At 73.5% G+C, this 18,862-nt stretch carries 17 protein-coding genes; 10 read left to right on the forward strand and 7 right to left on the reverse strand.

What is annotated here, in order from left to right:
• Position 1 precedes the first annotated feature (1 nt).
• The 4 genes from ACWDXC_RS17390 to ACWDXC_RS17405 all read left to right on the forward strand — a co-directional run bounded on the left by ACWDXC_RS17390 (position 2) and on the right by ACWDXC_RS17405 (position 5,216).
• The gene (locus tag ACWDXC_RS17390; protein WP_357592007.1) at positions 2–1,066 is read left to right on the forward strand and encodes a carboxymuconolactone decarboxylase family protein; all 1,065 of its coding nucleotides are present in this window, start codon (positions 2–4) and stop codon (positions 1,064–1,066) included.
• Positions 1,063–1,866, forward strand: a complete 804-nt coding sequence (locus ACWDXC_RS17395) for a TIGR03084 family metal-binding protein (RefSeq protein WP_449982713.1) — start codon at positions 1,063–1,065, stop codon at positions 1,864–1,866. The genes ACWDXC_RS17390 and ACWDXC_RS17395 overlap by 4 nt, the downstream gene beginning before the upstream one ends.
• Positions 1,867–3,199: 1,333 nt before the next feature.
• Complete coding sequence (locus ACWDXC_RS17400) at positions 3,200–4,156, forward strand: hypothetical protein (RefSeq protein WP_449982716.1); 957 nt, start codon at positions 3,200–3,202, stop codon at positions 4,154–4,156.
• A gap of 73 nt (positions 4,157–4,229) precedes the next feature.
• On the forward strand, positions 4,230–5,216 hold the full coding sequence (locus ACWDXC_RS17405) for a LuxR C-terminal-related transcriptional regulator (RefSeq protein ID WP_219508749.1): 987 nt from the start codon (positions 4,230–4,232) through the stop codon (positions 5,214–5,216).
• A 142-nt stretch (positions 5,217–5,358) separates the two neighbouring features.
• On the opposite strand, the gene ACWDXC_RS17410 is transcribed toward ACWDXC_RS17405, so the two are convergent.
• Positions 5,359–5,688 (reverse strand): hypothetical protein, encoded by a 330-nt coding sequence (locus tag ACWDXC_RS17410; protein WP_449982718.1) that lies wholly within the window; start codon positions 5,686–5,688, stop codon positions 5,359–5,361.
• A 298-nt stretch (positions 5,689–5,986) separates the two neighbouring features.
• Here ACWDXC_RS17410 and ACWDXC_RS17415 point away from each other — a divergent pair, with 298 nt between their 5' ends.
• The 4 genes from ACWDXC_RS17415 (at position 5,987) to ACWDXC_RS17430 (ending at position 9,576) form a co-directional block, all read left to right on the forward strand.
• Complete coding sequence (locus ACWDXC_RS17415) at positions 5,987–7,528, forward strand: acyl-CoA carboxylase subunit beta (protein ID WP_246645795.1); 1,542 nt, start codon at positions 5,987–5,989, stop codon at positions 7,526–7,528.
• A gap of 205 nt (positions 7,529–7,733) precedes the next feature.
• A complete protein-coding gene (locus ACWDXC_RS17420) occupies positions 7,734–8,027 on the forward strand; it encodes a hypothetical protein (RefSeq protein WP_219508747.1) in 294 nt (97 codons plus the stop codon).
• Complete coding sequence (locus ACWDXC_RS17425; protein ID WP_449982721.1) at positions 8,024–8,794, forward strand: 4'-phosphopantetheinyl transferase family protein; 771 nt, start codon at positions 8,024–8,026, stop codon at positions 8,792–8,794. The genes ACWDXC_RS17420 and ACWDXC_RS17425 overlap by 4 nt, the downstream gene beginning before the upstream one ends.
• Positions 8,795–8,850: 56 nt before the next feature.
• Positions 8,851–9,576 (forward strand): alpha/beta hydrolase, encoded by a 726-nt coding sequence (locus tag ACWDXC_RS17430; RefSeq protein WP_219508745.1) that lies wholly within the window; start codon positions 8,851–8,853, stop codon positions 9,574–9,576.
• Positions 9,577–9,581: 5 nt separating this feature from the next.
• On the opposite strand, the gene ACWDXC_RS17435 is transcribed toward ACWDXC_RS17430, so the two are convergent.
• Together ACWDXC_RS17435 and ACWDXC_RS17440 are read right to left on the reverse strand one after the other, a co-directional pair.
• Complete coding sequence (locus tag ACWDXC_RS17435) at positions 9,582–10,007, reverse strand: hypothetical protein (RefSeq protein ID WP_449982725.1); 426 nt, start codon at positions 10,005–10,007, stop codon at positions 9,582–9,584.
• A 26-nt stretch (positions 10,008–10,033) separates the two neighbouring features.
• Entirely contained in the window at positions 10,034–10,585 is a 552-nt protein-coding gene (locus ACWDXC_RS17440; protein ID WP_449982728.1) for a hypothetical protein, read from the reverse strand.
• 263 nt (positions 10,586–10,848) lie between these two features.
• Between ACWDXC_RS17440 and ACWDXC_RS17445 the strand changes: the two genes are divergently transcribed.
• Together ACWDXC_RS17445 and ACWDXC_RS17450 are read left to right on the forward strand one after the other, a co-directional pair.
• Positions 10,849–11,838, forward strand: coding sequence for an alpha/beta fold hydrolase (locus tag ACWDXC_RS17445; RefSeq protein ID WP_449982731.1), 990 nt, complete (start codon positions 10,849–10,851; stop codon positions 11,836–11,838).
• A 103-nt stretch (positions 11,839–11,941) separates the two neighbouring features.
• Entirely contained in the window at positions 11,942–13,300 is a 1,359-nt protein-coding gene (locus tag ACWDXC_RS17450; protein ID WP_449982734.1) for an FAD-binding oxidoreductase, read from the forward strand.
• 71 nt (positions 13,301–13,371) lie between these two features.
• Here the strand turns inward: ACWDXC_RS17450 and asnB are convergent, their stop codons facing one another.
• From asnB to ACWDXC_RS17470, 4 genes are read right to left on the reverse strand one after another with little or no spacing between them, the layout of a single operon-like run.
• Positions 13,372–15,219, reverse strand: a complete 1,848-nt coding sequence (gene asnB, locus ACWDXC_RS17455) for an asparagine synthase (glutamine-hydrolyzing) (RefSeq protein ID WP_449982737.1) — start codon at positions 15,217–15,219, stop codon at positions 13,372–13,374.
• A gap of 2 nt (positions 15,220–15,221) precedes the next feature.
• Positions 15,222–16,436 (reverse strand): 3-hydroxybenzoate 6-monooxygenase, encoded by a 1,215-nt coding sequence (locus ACWDXC_RS17460; RefSeq protein ID WP_449982740.1) that lies wholly within the window; start codon positions 16,434–16,436, stop codon positions 15,222–15,224.
• A complete protein-coding gene (locus tag ACWDXC_RS17465) occupies positions 16,433–18,319 on the reverse strand; it encodes an anthranilate synthase family protein (RefSeq protein WP_449982742.1) in 1,887 nt (628 codons plus the stop codon). Before ACWDXC_RS17465 ends, ACWDXC_RS17460 begins: the two co-directional genes overlap by 4 nt.
• Entirely contained in the window at positions 18,316–18,840 is a 525-nt protein-coding gene (locus ACWDXC_RS17470) for an isochorismatase family protein (RefSeq protein WP_357592960.1), read from the reverse strand. Before ACWDXC_RS17470 ends, ACWDXC_RS17465 begins: the two co-directional genes overlap by 4 nt.
• Positions 18,841–18,862: the final 22 nt, after the last annotated feature.

Here is an 18,862-nt window from a genome sequence, read left to right on the forward strand (position 1 = left end):
CGTGGGCGCACTCCTCAGCAGGATGACCGCGCCCGGCACCCTCGCCCAGGTCCGCCACGTCACCCCGGTACGGCCCGGCGCCGCCCGCGGCCTCGTCGCCGGGGTGTACGCCCAGGTCGAACGCGACTTCGGCATGCTCGCCCCGCCCGTGATCCTGCACTCGCCCGCGCCGGAGACGATGGCGGCCTGCTGGCTGCTCCTGCGCGAATCGCTGCTCGCCTCCGGCACGGTCAGCCGCGTGCTCAAGGAAGTGGTCGCCACCGAGGTGTCGGCCGCCAACACCTGCCCGTACTGCGTGGACGTGCACCGCGCCACCCTGCGCGCCATCTCACGCCACGAGGACCCCGGCACCCGGCGCACCGCCTCCTGGGCCCGCGCCTGCGGCCTCAAACAGACCGCGGAACGGCACGAACCGCCGCTCCTCGTCGGCCACAGCCGCGAACTCCTCGCCGTCGCCGTCACCTTCCACTACCTCAACCGCATGGTCAACGTCTTCCTCGGCGACTCACCCCTGCCCCCCGAGCTGCCCCGAGGCGCCCGAGGAGCCGCGCTGCGCCTGTTCGGCGCCGTCATGCGGCCCGCCGCCCGCCGCTCCCGCCGCAAGGGCGACTCCCTCACCCTGCTCCCCGCCGCCCCCGTGCCCGCCGACCTCGCCTGGACCAGAGGCACCCGGCACATCGAAGGCGCCTTCGCCCGAGCCGCCGCCGCCGTCGAGACAGCCGGCGCCCGGCGGCTCCCCGAACCCGTACGCGACCTCGTCACCACCCACGTCACCACCTGGGAAGGCCACCCGCCCGGCCTCGGCCGGAGCTGGGCCGACGAGGCCGCCGCCACCCTCCCCCCGGCGCAGCGGCCCGCCGCCCGCCTCGCCCTCCTCACCGCCCTCGCCTCCTACCAGGTGGACGCCGGCGTCGTCGCCGCCTACCGCGCCGGCGACCCCGACCCGCAGGCGCTCGTCGAGACCACCGCCTGGGCCGCGCTCACCGCCGCCCGCCGCGTCGCCGCCTGGCAGCCCCTCCAGCGAGACCCGATCAACACCGCAACCGACGAGAGGACACTCCCATGACCGAGCTCGAGGTCGTGCTCGACGACCTGACCGCGGACGGCGAACAACTCGACCGCCTGGTGTCCGGCCTCGACCCGGACCAGTGGAACCTGCCCACCCCCGCGCCCGGCTGGACGATCCACAACCAGATCGCCCACCTGGCCTTCATCTTCCGCCTGGCCACCGCCGCCGCCACCGACGCCGCCCGGTTCGAGGCCATGACCGCCGGGGCGCAGCAGAACTTCGACGGCGCCGTCAACGCCGCGCTCAAGGACTACGACGACGACACCCCCGACACCCTCCTCGCCCGCTGGCGGGCCGAACGCGCCGCCGTCGTCAAGGGCCTGGCCGCCGTACCGCCCGGCAACACCGTGCCCTGGCTCGTCAACCCGCTCCCGCCCATCGTCCTGGCCTGCGCCGGCATCATGGAGCAGTTCGCGCACGGGCAGGACATCGCCGACGCCCTCGGCGTCACCCTCGAACGCACCGACCGGCTCCGGCACCTCGTCGTCTTCGCCGTCCTCACACAGGACTTCGGCTACCTCTCCCGCGGCCTCACCCCGCCCGGCGTCCAGTTCCGCTTCGAGATCACCGGGCCGTCGGGCGAGCTGTGGGCCTACGGGCCCGAGGACGCCGAGAACCGCATCGCGGGGCCGGCCACGGACTTCTGCCTCCTCGTCACCCGCCGCCGCCACCGCGACGACGTCGCCGTCACGGCCACGGGCGCCGAGGCCGACCGCTGGCTCGACATCGCCCAGTGCTACCGCGGCCCCGCCGGCGCCGGCCGCCAACCGGGCCAGTTCCTCCCGGTATCCCACTGACCCTCCCCCCGGCCCCCGCCCGCCCGACCCGGACGGGGGCACCCACCCCCGGGCCTTCACCCACCCGCCGGGCCTCCACCCGCCCCGGGGCCTCCACCCGCCCCGGGGCCTCCACCCGCCCCGGGGCCTCCACCCACCGCGGGGCCTCCACCCACCGCGGGGCGTATGGCGGCCCGGGGCCTCCACCCCGCCCCGGGCTGCGATACGCCCCGCGCCAGGCGACCGAGATCCAGCCGGGATCTCGCCCGCCCGTCCTCCCCGGCGCGCGCGGCCCCTGGCGGGTGCGGTGCCCTGGGACCGGGTGAGCCCCCAGCCCAGGCGCCGCCGCGCCCCTGGGTCGCGCCCGCCCGCACCTCCCCACCCCGGCGAGGGCAGGGGGATTCACCCGCCCGCCCCCCGTACGGTCGCTGGCGGGTGCCCTGCCCAGCCACCGGGCGAGCCCCAGGCAAGGCGCGCCCGCCCCCAGCCGCGGCCGGACCCGGAGCAGCCGCGCCGACGCAACGGCCGACCCAGCCGCGTGCTGCCGACCACCGCGACGGTCCGCCCTGCCGCCCGGCCCGCCAGCGCGCCCGCTCGGCCATCCGGCTGGGGCAGGTGGGGGTGCGGAAAGCTGGGGGAATCCGGCCACCCGGCCCGGCCGCTGCGGGCCCGGCGCGGTCCGGTCGCGCCCCTGACCCGGCGGTCTGGACCGTCCGGACGTCCGGCCCGCCAGCGTGCCCGGACGCCCGGGCGTTCGGCTGGGCAAGTGAGGGGGCGCGGGGAGTTGGGGGATTCGGCCATCCGGTCGCGCCCCGGCTGGCCCCGCCAGCGCGCCCGGACGCCCCGGACGCTCGGGCGTTCGGCTGGGCAGGTGAGGGGCGGGGGTGCGGAGAGGCGGGGAGCCGGCCGCCTGGATGCGCCGTCCACCCACCCGCCGCCCTCACGCCGCCGCCCGCCACGCCCGCCGCCCGCCACGCCACACCTGCCACGCCACACCCGGTACGCCGGGCAACCCGCCGCTAGGTCGTCAGGGTTCGGGGTGGGGGGCGGGGGTTTGGGGGGTTTCTTGCCGATTGCTGGATGGGCCCCGGGGCGTTGACGGTCGGGCCGGGCCGCGATTGTACTGGGCATGAGCCGGTGTCCGGAGGATCGCCCCGATGCCGGCCGGTGGGGAAGCTCGGCCCGCGGTCCGCCCATCGCCGGACCCCCTCCGTATCCGCCGGCACGAGGCGGCCGCGGTGCCGGAGGCCCCACGCCGGGGCTGCCCCGGCATGGGACTGAGTGCGGAGGAGACACGATGGCACCCACGCCCGCGGGTTCGCGTCCGGCGTCAGCGGTGCCAGGGGTGCCAGGGGTGGCGGCGGAGGTGGCCGACTGCCTCGGAGGCGCCGTGCATCTGGCGTACGCGCAGGTTGACGGCCTGGACGTGGTCGTCGCCGGTTTCTCCCGTTACGAGGAGCGCACCAGGTCGCGGGCCGTCGCGCGCGCGGGCGCCCTGGACGAGCTGCGCCGGATGCCGTACGGGAGCGAGGCCGGCAGGGGCAGGGAGTTGCGGCTGGCGGACTTCATGGCCGGGGCGCCGGAGCCGGTGGGGGCGGCGGTGGCCGGGACGGGCCTGGTGAGCGGGAACCGCTACCGGGTCCCGGCGGAGGTCGTGTGGCTGGGGGAGCGCGAGACGCGGGTGGAGCCGGTCATGAGCGGCGTGGTGGACCTCGGTGTCTCCGAGGCGATCGCCGAGGTCGTGGCGCACGACGTCGTGGCGCGCTGGTGGGCCGCTCCGGGCGAGCAGCAGTTGCTGCGCGTCTCGGCGCAGCTGGACCGGCTGCTGCCGGGCGGGGTGATGGCGGCGGCGCGGGGGCTGGGGTTGCGGGTGTCGGCGTTCGCGCTGGCGGCGCCGGACGTGCGGGCCGCGCTGGTGATGGTCGGCGGTGAGGGCGCCACGCTGGGCGTCGCGGCGGGCCGTACGGTGCGGAGCGCGGTGGGGGAGGCGTTCCTGCGGGCGATGGCGGCCAAGGCGCAGCCGTGGGCGGGGCTCTCGCCGGCGGATTCGCTGCGCCGGTTCGCGGTCTGGAACCATGAGGCGGACTACGCCGCGCATCTGGAGCGCCTGGCGGTCGACGCCGAGCCGTGGCTGGTGGACGAGCCGGGGGATCTGCGGCCGTCGAGCTGGCCGGAGATCGCCGCCCGCAGGTTCGGGCAGGAGCCCGTGGCCGTCGAGTCACGCAGGGCGGAGGCGGTCGTGAAGGTCGTGTGCCCGGGGGCCGCGTGTTACGGCGCCGCCCCCGCGAGGCTGCCCTGTCCCGTGCCGTAGGGGCCGGTTCCGCACGGCGCAAGAGAATCGGCGCCGGCCGAATGCCGATAATCGCATGTATAGGGAGGCGGCCATGGACCTCACAGTCATCGGTATCACTCCCGAACTGGAGGAGATCTACCGCTACTTCCTTCGGCATCGGGGCGAGGGCGTCGGATCGTTGCCGGAGAGCCTGTCCATGGATCCCGACACGGTCGAGGCGGCCGTGGAGCGGCTGGGCCAGCTGCACATGCTGGACCTGACCGACCGGCACCGGGTCGTGGCCACGGAGCCGCGGGTCGCGATCGAGCGGCTGGTGGAGAAGCGGCTGGACGAGCTGAACGCGGAGATCCGCCGGGTGTTCGCCGCCCGTGACGCCATCGCCGGCTTCCTGGAGGACATGCAGGAGGGCGAGCGCACCGGTGCGGCGCTGGACATCGAGCGGGTGGAGAACGGCGCGCGGGTCCGGCAGCGGCTGGACGATCTCGCGTTCTTCTCCTACAAGGAGACGCTCTGCCTGCACCCGGGCGGCCCGTTCACCAAGGTGATGATCGACTCGGCGCTGCCGCTGGACACGCGGAGCCTGCGCCGGGGCCTGTCGATCAAGGAGATCTTCCACCCGTCGGCGCTGGAGGACCCGCACATGGTGTCGTACCTGCGCGAGCTGATCAGTCTCGGCGGCGAGGTGCGCATCACCGAGCAGCCGATGGACCGCATGCTCATGTACGACCGCAGTGTCGCGGTGGTCCCGATCGATCCGAAGCAGAACTCCAAGGGCGCGCTGCTCGTACGGGAGCCGGGCCTGGTGTCGCAGCTCGTCATCTACTTCGAGGGTTTGTGGAACTCGGCGGTGGACCTGCGCACCTACATCGACCCGCCGGAGGAGGAGCCGATGCTGACGGAGATGGAGCAGCGGGTCCTGGAGGTGATGGCCACGGCGGACAAGGACGAGATCGCGGCCCGGGAGCTCGACGTGTCGGTGCGCACCTACCGGCGCTACGTCGCGGACCTGATGGCCCGGCTGGGCGCGGTGAACCGTTTCCAGGCGGCGCTGCGCGCCAAGGAGGAGAACTGGATCTGATCCGCCTTTTCTTTTCGCGTGCCTCACGGGCACAGCGTGAACCCCGCGGCCGGTGGCCGCGGGGTTCTTTTGTGAATTCTCGTGGTCCATCTCTCCTTTCCGGATGTTCAAAGTGTGCGGAACAATCGGGGGCCTTTCCGGGTCAGGCGCTCGGCCAGGTGTTGGGGTCGGGGGTGGGGGTCGTCGGGGGGACCGGCCAGGTGTTGGGGTTGTCGTCCTCGGCGCCCGCGGCGACGGGGGCCGGCCAGGTGTTGCGGGGGCTCTCCGTGGGGGTGGGGGTCGCCGTCGGGGCGGGCACCGGCCAGGTGTTCGTCGGGCCCTCGTCGGCGACGGCCACGGTCCCGTTCAGGTTGCTCAGCGACTCAAGGGCGGCGGAGCCGGCGGTCAGGGTGGCGCCCGCGGCGACGATCACGATGGCCCACTTCGCAATGTTGTCGGTAACCGTCTTGAAAATCGTCGTCTCAGCCATCATTCTGCCTCTTTCTTATTTAGTGTTTTGTGTTTTTCGTGTTTCCCTTTCGCACTTCCAACTTTGCGCTGCGGCAAGCCCCGGAACCAGGCTTCCGGCGGGCAGCAAGCTGCACGCGGGTTTCCGCTTCCTGCCACGCGCCGGGGCTCCCCGCACTGCAGGAGGTGACAGGAAACGGCCACTGACCATTGACTGGAGGCACTGACGAGGGAGGGAAATCATGAGCATCTCGGAACTCGACATCGCCGCGATGCCGTCCGTGGAGGCCCTTGACGAGGCGGTTCAGGCGCCGCCCCCGTCCATGAACCGGTTGCGCGAGGAGCATGGGCGCCTGCGTGAGGAGGTCGCGGAGGGCCGCCCGCAGGCGGTGGCCCGGCAGCGTTCGCTGGGCAAGCGGACCGCCCGCGAGCGGCTGGAGCTGCTGCTCGACGAGGGGTCCTTTCTCGAACTGGACATGTTGCGCCGGCATCGCGCGCAGGGTCTCGGCATGGAACGGCAGCGCCCGCACACGGACGGGGTGATCGCCGGCTCCGGCACGATCGACGGCCGCCGGGTCTTCGTCTACGCGCAGGACTTCACCGTGTTCGGCGGCTCGCTGGGCGAGGCGCACGCGTTGAAGATCCAGAAGGTGATGGACCTGGCGCTGTCCACCGGCTCGCCGTTCATCGGCCTGAACGACAGCGGCGGCGCCAGGATCCAGGAAGGCGTGATGTCGCTCAACGGCTATGGCGGCATCTTCCAGCGGAACGTCGCGGCGTCGGGCGTCATCCCGCAGATCAACGTCATCCTGGGCCCGTGCGCGGGCGGCGCGGCCTACTCGGCGGCGCTGGCGGACTTCACGTTCATGGTCCGGGACACGGCGCAGCTCTACCTGACGGGCCCGGACGTGGTGGAGGCGGTCACGGGCGAGCGCGTCTCGCACGCGCAGCTCGGCGGCGCGCCGGTGCACGCGACCCGCTCGGGCCTGGCCGCGTTCGTGCACGACGACGAGGAGAGCTGCCTGGCCGAGGTGCGCCACCTGGTGTCGATGCTGCCGAGCAACAACATGAGCCGCCCGCCGTCGCTGCCCTCGCGCGGCGCGTCCGACGACGTGCGGCCCCGCCTGGCGGAGATCGTGCCCGTCGAGCCGAACAAGCCGTACGACATGCGGCGGGTGCTGGCGGAGCTGGTGGACGACGGCGACTTCCTGGAGGTGCACCGCGCCTGGGCGCCGAACGTGATCTGCGCGTTCGCCAGGATCGACGGCGAGGTGGTGGGCGTCGTCGGCAACCAGCCGATGGTGCTCGCGGGCGTGCTGGACGTGAACGCCTCGCAGAAGGCGGCGCGCTTCGTCCGGCTGTGCGACGCCTTCGGCATCCCGCTGGTGACGCTCGTGGACGTGCCCGGCTTCCTGCCGGGCACCGACCAGGAGCACGCCGGCGCCATCCGGCACGGCGCCAAGCTCCTGTACGCCTACTGCGAGGCGACGGTGCCGCGCGTCCAGGTCATCATCAGGAAGGCGTACGGCGGCGCGTACATCGTGATGGACTCCCGCTCCATCGGCACGGACCTGTCACTGGCGTGGCCCACCAACGAGATCGCGGTGATGGGCGCGGAGGGCGCGGTGAACGTCATCTACCGCAAGGAGCTGGCCGGCGCGAGCGATCCGGGCATGCTGCGCGCGGACCTGGTGGCCCGCTACAGGAGCGAGCTCGTCCATCCGACGTACGCGGCCGAGCGCGGGCTGGTCGACGACGTGATCGACCCCGTGGACACGCGGGCGGCCGTGGCGCGCGGGCTGGCCATGCTGCGCGACAAGCGCAAGCACCCGACACCGCGCAAGCACGGGAACGTGCCCCTGTAGAGGGTCCCTGCAGAGGCGAGGGGAGCCCCGCGGGCCGCCGCCTGCGGGGCTTTCGCGTGTCCTGGGGGCCCCGTTGACAGCATGCGGCTGCCCACCTGCAGCTTCCTGACTCCGCGAGCCCTGGCCCGGTTGTCGCGCCTGTCCCACAGTGGGAAGTGCGAGAACGAAGGACCATCGCCAGGAGGAGGACGGAGACCCAGGAATCATGCTGATCCAGCTGACGATGCGCAAGGTCGACGGGCTTCCCGTCCCCGGCTCGCCGGTCGACGGGATCCGGATCATGGCGCTGCTGCCGAGCCGCTGGCACAAGGACCTCACGCAGGCCACCGGGGACATCGTCATCCGCGTGCGCCCCGACGAGCCCACGACGAGCGCCCAGGTGCGGGACGTGGTCGCCGAGGTCCTCACCAATCCCGAGATCGACCACTGGGAGCTGGTGACCTGCCGGACGCTGCTCACGAGGAACCCCGAAGAGGACGCCGAAGGAGGATACCGATGATCGCTTCCCTGCTGGCCCCCGGAGAATGCCGTGTCTGGTGGGCCACTCCCGGACACCGGAGCGTGGAGACGCTGTCCGCGGTGCTCAGCGAACCCGAGCTGGAGCGGGCCGCCAGGTTCCGCCGCGACCCCGACCGCCGCCGTTTCCTGACTGGGGCCTGGCTGCTGCGCAACGCGGCGGCCACCCAGCTCGGGGTGCGCCCGGAGGACGTGGTGGTCGACCGGAGCTGCGCGGACTGCGCCAGGCACCACGGCAAGCCGTACATCAGGATGTCGGGCCGCCGGCTGCACGTGTCGGTCTCCCACTCGGGCGACCGGGTGGCGGTGGCGCTGACGGGCGTGGGAGCGCTGGGCGTGGACGTCGAGGCGGTGCCTTCGGAGCCCGTGGACGACCTGGCCCGGTGCGCCCTGACCCCGCACGAGTTGAAGGCCCTGGACGCGCTGCCGCCGGATGAGCGTTATGAGGCGTTCGCCAGGGTGTGGACGCGCAAGGAGGCGGCGCTCAAGGCCACCGGGCACGGCCTGCGCGTCTCCCCGGGCAAGCTTGAGGTCACCGGCCCCGAGGAGCCGCCTGAGCTGCTGAGCTGGCCGCTGGAGATCTCGCCGCGTGACATCAGGTTCGTCGACCTGGACCCCGGTGACGGGTACGTGGCCGTGGTGGCGCTGATCGCCGGCGATCAGCGCGTGCACGTCGTGCAGTCCCTGGTGGCCGGTCAGCCGGTGGCCGCCCCGCCGCCCGCCCGTGAGCGCGTGCTGGTCGCCGCCTGAGCGGTGGACACCGTGGCCGGGCTTCTGTCAGATGAGGAAGAAGGAGGTGACCTCCGGTGAAGCGAGGGTTCGTCCTGATCCCGGGCCCCTGGATGGGGGCCTGGGCGTGGGAGCCGGTCGCCAGGCGGCTGCGGGCGCGCGGGCACGAGGCCCGCGCGGTCACCCTGCGCGGCCTGGCCGGCGGCGAGGACGACGTGTCCGACGTCGGCCTGGAGACGCACGTACGCGACGTGCTGGCGCTGCTGGAGTCGGACGACCTGCGCGACGTGGTGCTCGTCGGCCACAGCTACTCCGGCCTGGTGGCCGGGCAGGTGGCCGACCGGGCGCGCGAGCGGGTCGCGCACACGGTGTTCGTGGAGGCGTTCCTGCCGCATGACGGCAGGTCGATGCTGCACGCGTTCCCGGAGCGCCAGCGGACCCAGGAGTTGCGGCTCATCGCCGACAACGAGGGCCGCTGGCCCGCCCCGGACGCGACGATCGTGGGGGAGGGGCAGGGGCTGACCACGACGCAGGCGCGCTGGCTGGCCGGGCGCCTCGTCGGGCATCCCGGCCGCACGATCGCCGAGCCGGCCACGCTGACCCGCCCGCTGGAGCGGCAGCGGGCCAGCTACGTCGTCTGCAGCCTGGACCATTTCGCCGGGCGGCTCTCGGCGGACGTGACGGCCATGCGGTCGGTGCCGTCCTGGGACTTCCACACGCTGGAGACCGGCCACTGGCCGATGGTCTCCGCGCCGGGTCCGCTGGCGGCGCTGCTGGCCCGCATCGCCGCCCGCGACTCGTGACCGCCCTAGGAGACGCGGGCGGGCTCGCGCCGGAACGCCCGGCGGAGCGGCCCCCCGTACAGCCAGAAAAGGATGCCCAGCCCGCTCACGATCATGAGCGCGGTGAACACCCACTCGTTCGAGCCGCCGGGGCCGTAGACGCGGCCGGGCAGGCCGATGTCCACCGCCCGCACCGGGGACCCGGCCCGGTTGGAGTAGCGGTCGCTGCCGTACAGCTCGACGCCGGCCCGGTCCGAGGAGCCGTCGCCGGAGCGGAACTCGCCCGTCCACACGCACGACTCGTGCCCCGGATGCACGATGCAGATCAGCTCGCGCGGGGTGAACGTGCCGGCGACGCCGTCGGCCCTGGCCGCGCGGACGGCCGTGCCGGCGTTCGGCACGGCCAGGTAGAGGAGGAACACCGCCACCAGGGTCAGGACGACGGTGAACATGCGGGAGCGTTCGCGCCGGGCCATTGTCACGCGGGGGCCACGGCGCAGCCGCACCGCATGGCGGAACGCTCGGCCGGCCGGGGGCGGCGGTGCAGGAGCATCGCGACGACCATCGGCGCGAACACCAGCGCGTTGTAGAACAGGTGCAGCTCCACGCGCGGCACGAGCAGCTGGATGAGGCTCGTCGGCACCGGCCGGCCGGCCAGGTTGCTGCCGGAGATCGCCTGCAGGAGCAGGATCAGGTGCTCCAGGTGGTGCCAGACCTGGATGCCGAGCGAGACGTTCCACCACACGCGGGAGCGGCCGGTGAAGCCCCGCCGCAGCATGATCAGCCCGACGAGCATGAGCAGCGCGTACCCGTAGTGCATCCACTCGGAGGTGACGAGCCACGGGAAGGGCACGCCGAGCACGCCGCGCGCCTCGGGCAGCGGCCAGCCCAGCACGTAGATCTGGATGGCCTGGACGACGTGCTCGGCCCAGTGGGCCAGGACGATGAGCAGGTAGGCGGCCAGCGCGGCACGGTGATGCCGGGTGTTCAGGCTGGTGAGCAGCCCTGGCGCTGGGGCGTTCGTGACCATGAGCGGGACCTCGCTTCTCGGAGTGGTGGGTCGCGTCGCGGTACCGAGCTTCGTTCGGCGCTCTGAAGGGTGCATCTCCGGTCGTGCGGACTTCGCGATGTACCGCAATCCAGGAGATGCGGGCGCCGCCGTACACCGTGAGTATGAGGCGGTGAAAGCACGCTGACCACCCACTGGTCGCCGGGGCCGCCACGCTTGCGGGAGGGTGGCGGCTCCTTCTTCCGTCCGCCCGTCCTCCCGCGCCGTCGGAAGGAAAGCACGACATGACGCCAGCAGGAACGTGGGGCAGGAGGCTGGTGCGCGTCGTCGCGTCCGCAGCCCTGGCCGTGGCGCTGATCGCCACGACCGCCACCGCGTCGTCAGGCGAGGACGAGCAGGCCGGGAGCCTGCCCGGCTTCACTCACGGCCGGGTCGCCGTCGAGGGCGGCTCCGTCCACTACGTCAAGGGCGGGTCGGGGCCGGCGCTGCTGCTCCTGCACGGCTGGCCGCAGACGTGGCAGATGTGGCGCGACGTCATGCCCGAGCTGGCCCGCCGGCACACCGTCATCGCCATGGACCTGCCCGGCCTGGGCACCTCGTCCATCCCCGGCGGCGGCTACGACAAGGTCACCACCGCGCACCGGATCCGCGAGGCCGTGCGCGCGCTCGGCTTCACGAAGGTCGGCATCATCGGCCACGACCTGGGCGTCCTGGTCGCCTACCCGTACGCGCGCGACTTCCCGGCCGAGGTGAGCCGGCTCGTGATGATCGAGAGCCCGCTGCCCGGCTTCGGGCTGGAGGACCTGTACGGGGTGAGCTTCCACTTCAAGTTCAACTCCGCCCCGGCCCCGATCCCCGAGCGGATCATGGACGACGAGGACGTGCCCACCTACCTCGGCATGATCTTCGACTTCAGCCACCGCAAGGACGCTGTCAGTCGCGAAACCTACTATCGCGCGTATGCCTCCGACGCCAGGCGCACGGCAGGGTACGAGTACTACCGCGCCTTCGCCGCCGACGCCGCCGACAACCGGGCCAACGCCGGCCGGAGGCTCGCCATGCCGGTCGCGGCCGTGGGCGGCCAGCACTCCTTCGGCCCCGGCGTCGCCGCCTCGTTCGCCCAGGTGGCCGACGACGTGCGCACCGTGGTCGCGCCCGACTCCGGGCACTTCGTCCCCGAGGAGAACCCGGAGTTCCTGGCCGGGTGCGCGCTCCTGTTCTTCGGCCCGGCGGGCACGACCCCCGGTCCCGGGCTCGGCGACTGTGCCCCCTGACATCCCAGGGCCCCCTGACACCCCAGGCCCGTCGCGGTCCCCGTCCCCGGATCCGGGGGCGGGGCCGCCGCATGACCACACCCCGACAGGAGGGAAGGCTGACATGAGCCAGCAATACGCGCATCAGCGCCTGTCCCCGCCAGGCGTCTCGGCAGAGAACGAGCGGGAGGCGGTGCGGCGGCTGCGCCGCGACGTCGAGGGGGCCGTCCTGGTCCCGTTCGAGGCCGCCTACGAACGCGAGCGGCAGGCGCCCTACTCCGACATCGACCCCAGGCCCGTCGCCGTCGTGATGGCGAGCGGCCCGGCCGACGTCCGCACCGCGCTCACCACCGCGCGCGAGCACGACCTGCCCTTCGCCGTCCAGGGCACCGGGCACGGCACCCACGCCGCCTCCGACGGCGGCATCCTCGTCAAGACCACGCAGCTGGCCGGCGTCCTGGTCGACCCGGTGCGCCAGGTGGCCCGCGTCGGCGCCGGCGCCGTGTGGGAGCAGGTGATCGCCGCCGCCGCGCCGCTCGGCCTGGCGCCGCTGGCCGGCTCACACCAGACGGTCGGCGTGGCCGGCTACACGCTGGGCGGCGGCCTCGGCTGGCTGTCGCGCCGGTACGGGTTCGCCGCCGACAGCGTGCTGCGCGCCGAGGTGGTCACCGCGGACGGCCGGCTGCTCACGGCGAGCGCCGACAGCCACCCCGACCTGTTCTGGGCGATGCGCGGCGGCGGCGGCAACTTCGGCGTGGTCACCTCGCTGGAGTTCCGGCTCCACCCGGTCGCGCGGGTGTTCGCCGGGGCGGCGTTCTTCCCCGGCGACCGGGCCGCCGACCTGCTCGCCCGCTACCGTGACTGGATCGACGGCGCGCCCGACGCGCTCAGCACCGCGATCCTGCTCACCCGGCTGCCGCACGACCGGCGGGTGCCCGCCGCGCTGCGGGGCAGGCCGGGCGCCGTCGTCCAGGTCATGTACGACGGGCCGGGCGAGGAGGCCGGGCGGCTGCTCGCGCCGCTGTTCGAGGCGGCGGGGCCGCCGCTGCTGGAGACGTTCCGCACCGGCGCCTTCGGCGAGATGGACATGGGCGGCACCGGCCCCGCGCACGTCAACCTGCTCGACTCGCTGCCCGACGAGGTGATCGAGGTCCTGGTGTCGGCGGCGACCCGTCCGGGCTCGCCGGTCTCCGGCGTGGAGATCCGCCACTGGGGCGGCGCGCTGGGCCGCCCCGGCCCGCACGCCGGCCCGATCGGGCACCGCTCGATGCGGCTCAGCGCCATCCTCGACGCCAGGCTGCCGGAGGTGGAGGCGGTGATGCGCCCCCACACGGGCGGGCGCGCGTTCCTCAACTTCCTGCACGACCCGGGCAACGCCGTGGCGGCCTACGACCCGGCCGACCACCGCAGGCTGCGCGAGGTGAAGCGGGCCTACGACCCGGACAACGTCTTCCGGCTGAACTACAACATCCCGCCCGCCTGAGCCCCGGGCGGCAGCGAGCCGCCCGGGCCGGTGACCGGCCCGGGCGGCTCTCGCGTGCGTCGCGGCCCGGCTCACAGCTCGACGCGGACGTCGTACAGGGTGACCCAGGTGTTGAACTCGATCAGCCGCTCGATGACGGCGCGGGCGCTCCACGGGCCGCCCATGCTGTAGGCGCCGGGCGGCGCGTCGAGCAGGGTGCGGATCTCCGCCTCCGAGGCCAGCAGCAGCGCCGGGCCGCCGTCGGCCAGGATGCCGGCCAGCTTCTCGCGCAGCGCCTCCTCGTAGCCGGTGTCCTGGGTGGACGGGTACGGGTTCTTCTTCCTGTCGAGCACCGAGTCGGGCAGCACGCCGCGCATGGCGGCCCGCAGCAGGCTCTTCTCCCGGCCGTCGAAGTTCTTCATCGCCCACGGCGTGTTGTACACGTACTCGACCAGCGTGTGGTCGGTGAACGGGACCCGCACCTCCAGGCTGGCGGCCATGCTGATGCGGTCCTTGCGGTCGAGCAGGAAGTTCTCCCACCGGGTGAGGTTGAGGTAGGTCAGCTCGCGCATGCGCGCCTCCAGCCCGCTCTCGCCGGGCAGCCTCGGCACCTCCTCCAGCGCCTCGGCGTAGCGCCGCTTGACGTACTCCTCCAGGCCGAGCCGGTCCCACAGGCCGATGTCGCGCAGCGCGCCGATGCCGCCGGCCTTCCTGAACGGCGAGTGCCAGGGGAAGGTGTCGGACTGGACCGCGTCCTCGTCGTGGAACCAGGTGTAGCCGCCGAACAGCTCGTCGGCCGCCTCGCCCGACAGCGCGACCGTCATCTCCCGCTTCAGCGCGCGGCACAGCACGAGCAGCGAGTACTCCATGTCGCCGGTCGACACCGGCAGGTCCTGGGCGCGCAGCACCGACCGCCTGACCTCCGGGTCGAGGATCTCGGCGTTGTCCAGCTCGACGATGATGTGCTCGGCGCCGACGTGCTCGGCCACCTCGACCGCGAACGGCGTGTCCGGGTCCTCCCACTGCACGTTCGCCCGGAAGCGCGACTCGTGGCCCTTGAAGTCCACCGAGAACGCCTTGAGCGGCTCGCCTGCGCCCTTGCGGGCGATCGCGGCGGCGGCCAGCGCGGTGATCGCGCTGGAGTCGAGGCCGCCCGATAGCAGGGTGCCCACGGGCACGTCGGCGACGAGCTGCCGGTCCACGATCTCCGACAGCAGCCGCCGCACGGTGGCGATCGTGGTGTCCAGGTCATCGGTGTGCGGGCGGGCCCGCAGCCGCCAGTAGCGGTGCTCGCTGCGGCCCGCGCGCGACAGGCGCAGCACGGTGGCCGGGCGCACCTCGTGCATGCCGCGGAAGACGCCGTGGCCGGGCGTCTTGACGATCGTGAAGATCTCCCGCAGCCCGTCGGCGTCGATGACCGCCTCGGCCTCGTCGTGCGCCAGGATCGTCTTCGGTTCCGAGCCGAACAGCACCCCGTCGGGCGTCGGGTAGTAGTAGAGCGGCTTGACGCCCATCCGGTCGCGCACCAGCAGCAGCTCCTCGGTGCGCGGGTCCCAGATGGCCAGCGCGAAGATGCCGTCGAGCCGGCCGGCGAAGTCCTCGCCCCACTCCAGGTAGGCGCGCAGCACCACCTCGGAGTCGCTGGCGGTGCGGAACTCGTGGCCCAGCCCGCGCAGCTCCTCGCGCAGCTCGCGGTAGTTGTAGACCTCCCCGTTGTAGGTCATGACCGGCAGGCCGTCGTCGCCGGCCGCCATCGGCTGCCTGCCGCCCTCCAGGTCGATGATCGCCAGCCTCCGGTGGCCGAGCGCCGCGCGGGCGCAGGTCCACACGCCGCCCGCGTCGGGGCCCCGGTACTCCAGCGTCGCCGTCATCGCCGTGATCGTGTCCCGTTCGCCGGTCAGATCGCGGTCGTAGCTCACCCATCCTGCGATGCCGCACATGGTCAGTTCGTCCTTTCGATGGTCTCGGTGAAGTCGCGGGAGCCGTGCAGCCACGCGACCTTGTCGTGCAGCTCGTCCTCGGAGAGGGCGGACAGCATCCGGTTCCTGGCGAGCGCGTCGGCGCCGGCCGGGTGGTAGAGGCGGGTGCCCATCTCGCGCGAGACGAGCTGGGTCCTGGCCGTGCGGTCCCGGCGGGCCGCGTTGTACTTCTCGAACCGCTGCGGGAACTCGGCGGGGCCGCAGTCGGCCAGCTCGCCCAGCGTCACCGCGTCCTCCAGCGCCATGCACGCGCCCTGGGCGGCGTACTGGAGCATCGGATGGGCGGCGTCGCCGAGCAGCACCACCCGGCCGTCGGCCCAGTCGGGCACCGGGTCGCGGTCGCACAGCACCCACTCGCGCCACTGCGCGCCGAGCTCCAGCAGCCGCCTGGCGGTCTCGCCCAGCTCGGGGAAGGCGCTTAGCACCCGCTCGCGCACGGCCGGCCGGCCCGTCACCACGGCGGCGGCGCCGTCGTCGCGGGTGGCGGCCAGGTTGAGGAACTCGCCGCCGCCGATCGGGTAGTGCACGAAGTGCCAGCGCGGCCCCGCCCACAGCGTGACGGTGTTCCAGCGCAGGTCGGCGGGCACCCGGTCCATCGGGATGACCGAGCGGAAGATCGTGTGCCCCGACACGCGCGGCCCGCCGTCGCCGACCAGCCGCGCCCGGATCATCGAGTGCAGCCCGTCGGCCCCGACGAGCGCGTCGCCCGGCACCCGCCGCCCGTCGCCGAGCAGCGCCCGCACGCCGCCCGCGTCCTGCTCGTAGCCGGTGACGTGGCTGCCGCCGCGCAGCTCGACCAGCGGGTGCTCGCGGCAGGCGGCCAGCAGCGGCCCGTACAGGTCCACCCGCTGCACGACCGCGTACGGGTTGCCGAAGCGGGCCCGGTAGCGGCCGGTGAGCGGCATGCTCGCCACCCGCTCACCGGTGGTGCCGTCCATGAAGCGCAGCTCGTCGATGTAGACGGCCAGCTCGCGCACCGCCTGCCCGACCCCGAGCCGGTCCAGCGCGGTGAAGCCGTTGGGGCCGATCTGGATGCCGGCGCCGAGCTCGCTGAACTCGTCGCGGCGCTCCAGGACCACCGCCCGGTGGCCCTGGCCGGCCAGGCCGAGCGCGGCGGCGAGCCCGCCGATGCCGCCCCCGGCGACGAGCACGGTCGCCGTCCTCGTCCGCCCGCTCATCGCCGCACCGGCGTCCGGTCGAGCACCGACAGCAGGGCGTCGCGCAGGATGCCGACCCCGTCGGCGGTGAGCACCGACTCGGCGTGGAACTGCATGGAGGCGAACCGGGGCCCGCGCAGCGCGTGCACCTCGCCCGTCTCCGGGTCGCGGCTGACCGCGACGGTCCCCGTCAGCCCGGCGGGCTCGATCTCGTCGGCCGGGGCGTGCGCGGCGAAGGTGTTGTAGAAGCCGACCCTGGCCCGGCGGCCGAACAGGTCGATCACCCGCTGCACGCCCTGGTTGGGCACCTTCCTGCGGCGCAGCGGCAGGCCGAGCGCGCCGCTGAGCACCTGGTGGCTCAGGCACACGGCCAGGAACGGGGCGCCGGAGCCGAGCAGCCGCCCCACCGCGTCACGCAGGTGCGCGATCTTGGGGTGGGCCAGGTCGGCCGGGTCGCCCGGCCCGGGCCCGAGCACCACCAGGTCATGGCCGTCCAGCGTGTACGGCTCGTCGAAGCGGCGCACGGTCACCTGGAGGCCCAGCGAGCGGAGCTGGTGGCCGATCATCGAGGTGAACGTGTCCTCGGCGTCCACCACCAGCACCCGCAGGCCGATCAGGTCGGGCGTCCAGAACGTCCGCTCGCCCTGCTCCTGCCGCCAGAACCCGGAGATGCCGTCGTTGCGCCCCTCCAGCGCGCCGCGCACGTCGGGGTGCTCGGCCAGCGGCTCCGGCGGCTCGGCGCACAGCGCGTCGAGCAGCCCGGCCGCCTTCGCCGCGGTCTCGGCCACCTCCGACTCCGGGTCGGAGTGCCTGACCAGGGTCGAGCCGACGCCGATCCGGACCCGCCCGGCGGCGTCGATGTCGGCGGTGCGGATGAGGATCGAGGAGTCGAGCGTCCGCCGGCCCGCCCCGTCGCTGCCGATCAGCGCGGCCACGCCGCTGTAGTAGCCGCGTCCCTCCTTCTCGTAGCGGCCGATCACCCGGCAGGCGCTCTCCAGCGGGCTGCCGGTGACGGTCGGCGCGAACAGGGTCTCGCGCAGGATCTCCCGCACGTCGCGGGTGGTCTCGCCCTCGATGTAGTACTCGGTGTGCGCGAGCCTGGCCATCTCCCTCAGGTACGGCCCCGACAGCCGGCCGCCCGACTCGCAGATCCGGGCCATCATCTTGAGCTCCTCGTCGACCACCATGTAGAGCTCGTCGGCCTCCTTCTTGTCGCCGAGGAAGTCCATGAGCGCGCCGACGGTCGGCCCGGACGGGGGATAGCGGTAGGTGCCGCTGATCGGGTTCATCACCGCGACGCCGTCGTCGACGCTGATGTGCCGCTCGGGCGAGGCGCCGACGAACGTCCGCTCGCCGGTGTGGATGACGAACGTCCAGTACGTGCCCGTCTCCCGGGTGGCCAGCCGGCGGAACAGCGTGAGGGCGGCGGCCGGGGTGTAGTCGGTGATGTCGGCCAGGAACGAGCGCTTGATGACGAAGTTGGCGCCCTCGCCCCGGCCGATCTCGTCGTCGATGACGGCGCGCACCACGGCCGCGTAGTCCTCGTCGGAGGTGTCGACCGTGCGCTCGCGGGTGCGGATCGGCCGGTCGGGGATGCGCGCCAGCGCGGCGGGCAGCGGCAGGCTGCCGTGGCCGGTGACGGTCATCGCCACGAGCGGCGCGCCGTCGTCGCGCGCCTCGAAGCCGCGCTCGGCGATCTGCCGGTACGGGATGAGCGTCAGCAGCTCGGGGCCCTCGGCGCCGGGCTCGTCGGGCAGCGGGAGCTCGGCCAGCGTGGCGACCGTGGACACCTCGCCGACCAGCACGTCCAGCATGCCCTCGCGGCCGGCGCCCGGCCGGTGCAGTAGCGCGAACGGGGGCGGCACGGGGGACAGGACGTCGTCCAGGAGCCGTTCGGCGCTCATGGCCGCCCTCCTCGCGCGAGATCGGTCAGGAGCTCCTTGGTCGTGGCGACCATGCCGCACCGCCCGGCCACGTACCGCAGCGTCATGAGGTGGTCCTCGGCGGTGAAGTCGGCGACGGCGTCGGCCACCAGGAACGGCTGGACGTCGTGGGAGTAGGCGTCCACGGCCGTCATCAGCACGCCGATGTGCGCGTACACCCCCGAGATGATCAACTGGTCGCGCCCGCTGTCACGCAGCATCCACAGCAGCGGCGACTGGTGGAAGGCGCTGTAGCGCCGTTTGACGATGATCCAGTCGTCCGGCCCGGGCGCCACCGGGTCCACGACGCCGCGATGCTCCGCGCCGGTGGTCATGCCGGGTCCCCAGAAGTCCCTGAGGAGTCCCCGCTGCCGGTCGGACATCCCGCCGGGCTGCGTGGTGTAGGCGACGGGGATGCCGGCGGCGGCGCACCGCTCGCGCAGCGCGGCCGCGTTCCTGACGAGATCCGTCACCGGGGCCTCGCCGGCGGGAAAGGCATCCAAGAAGAAATGCTGCATGTCGTGC

The sequence above is a fragment of the Nonomuraea sp. NPDC003214 genome, from assembly GCF_053590035.1.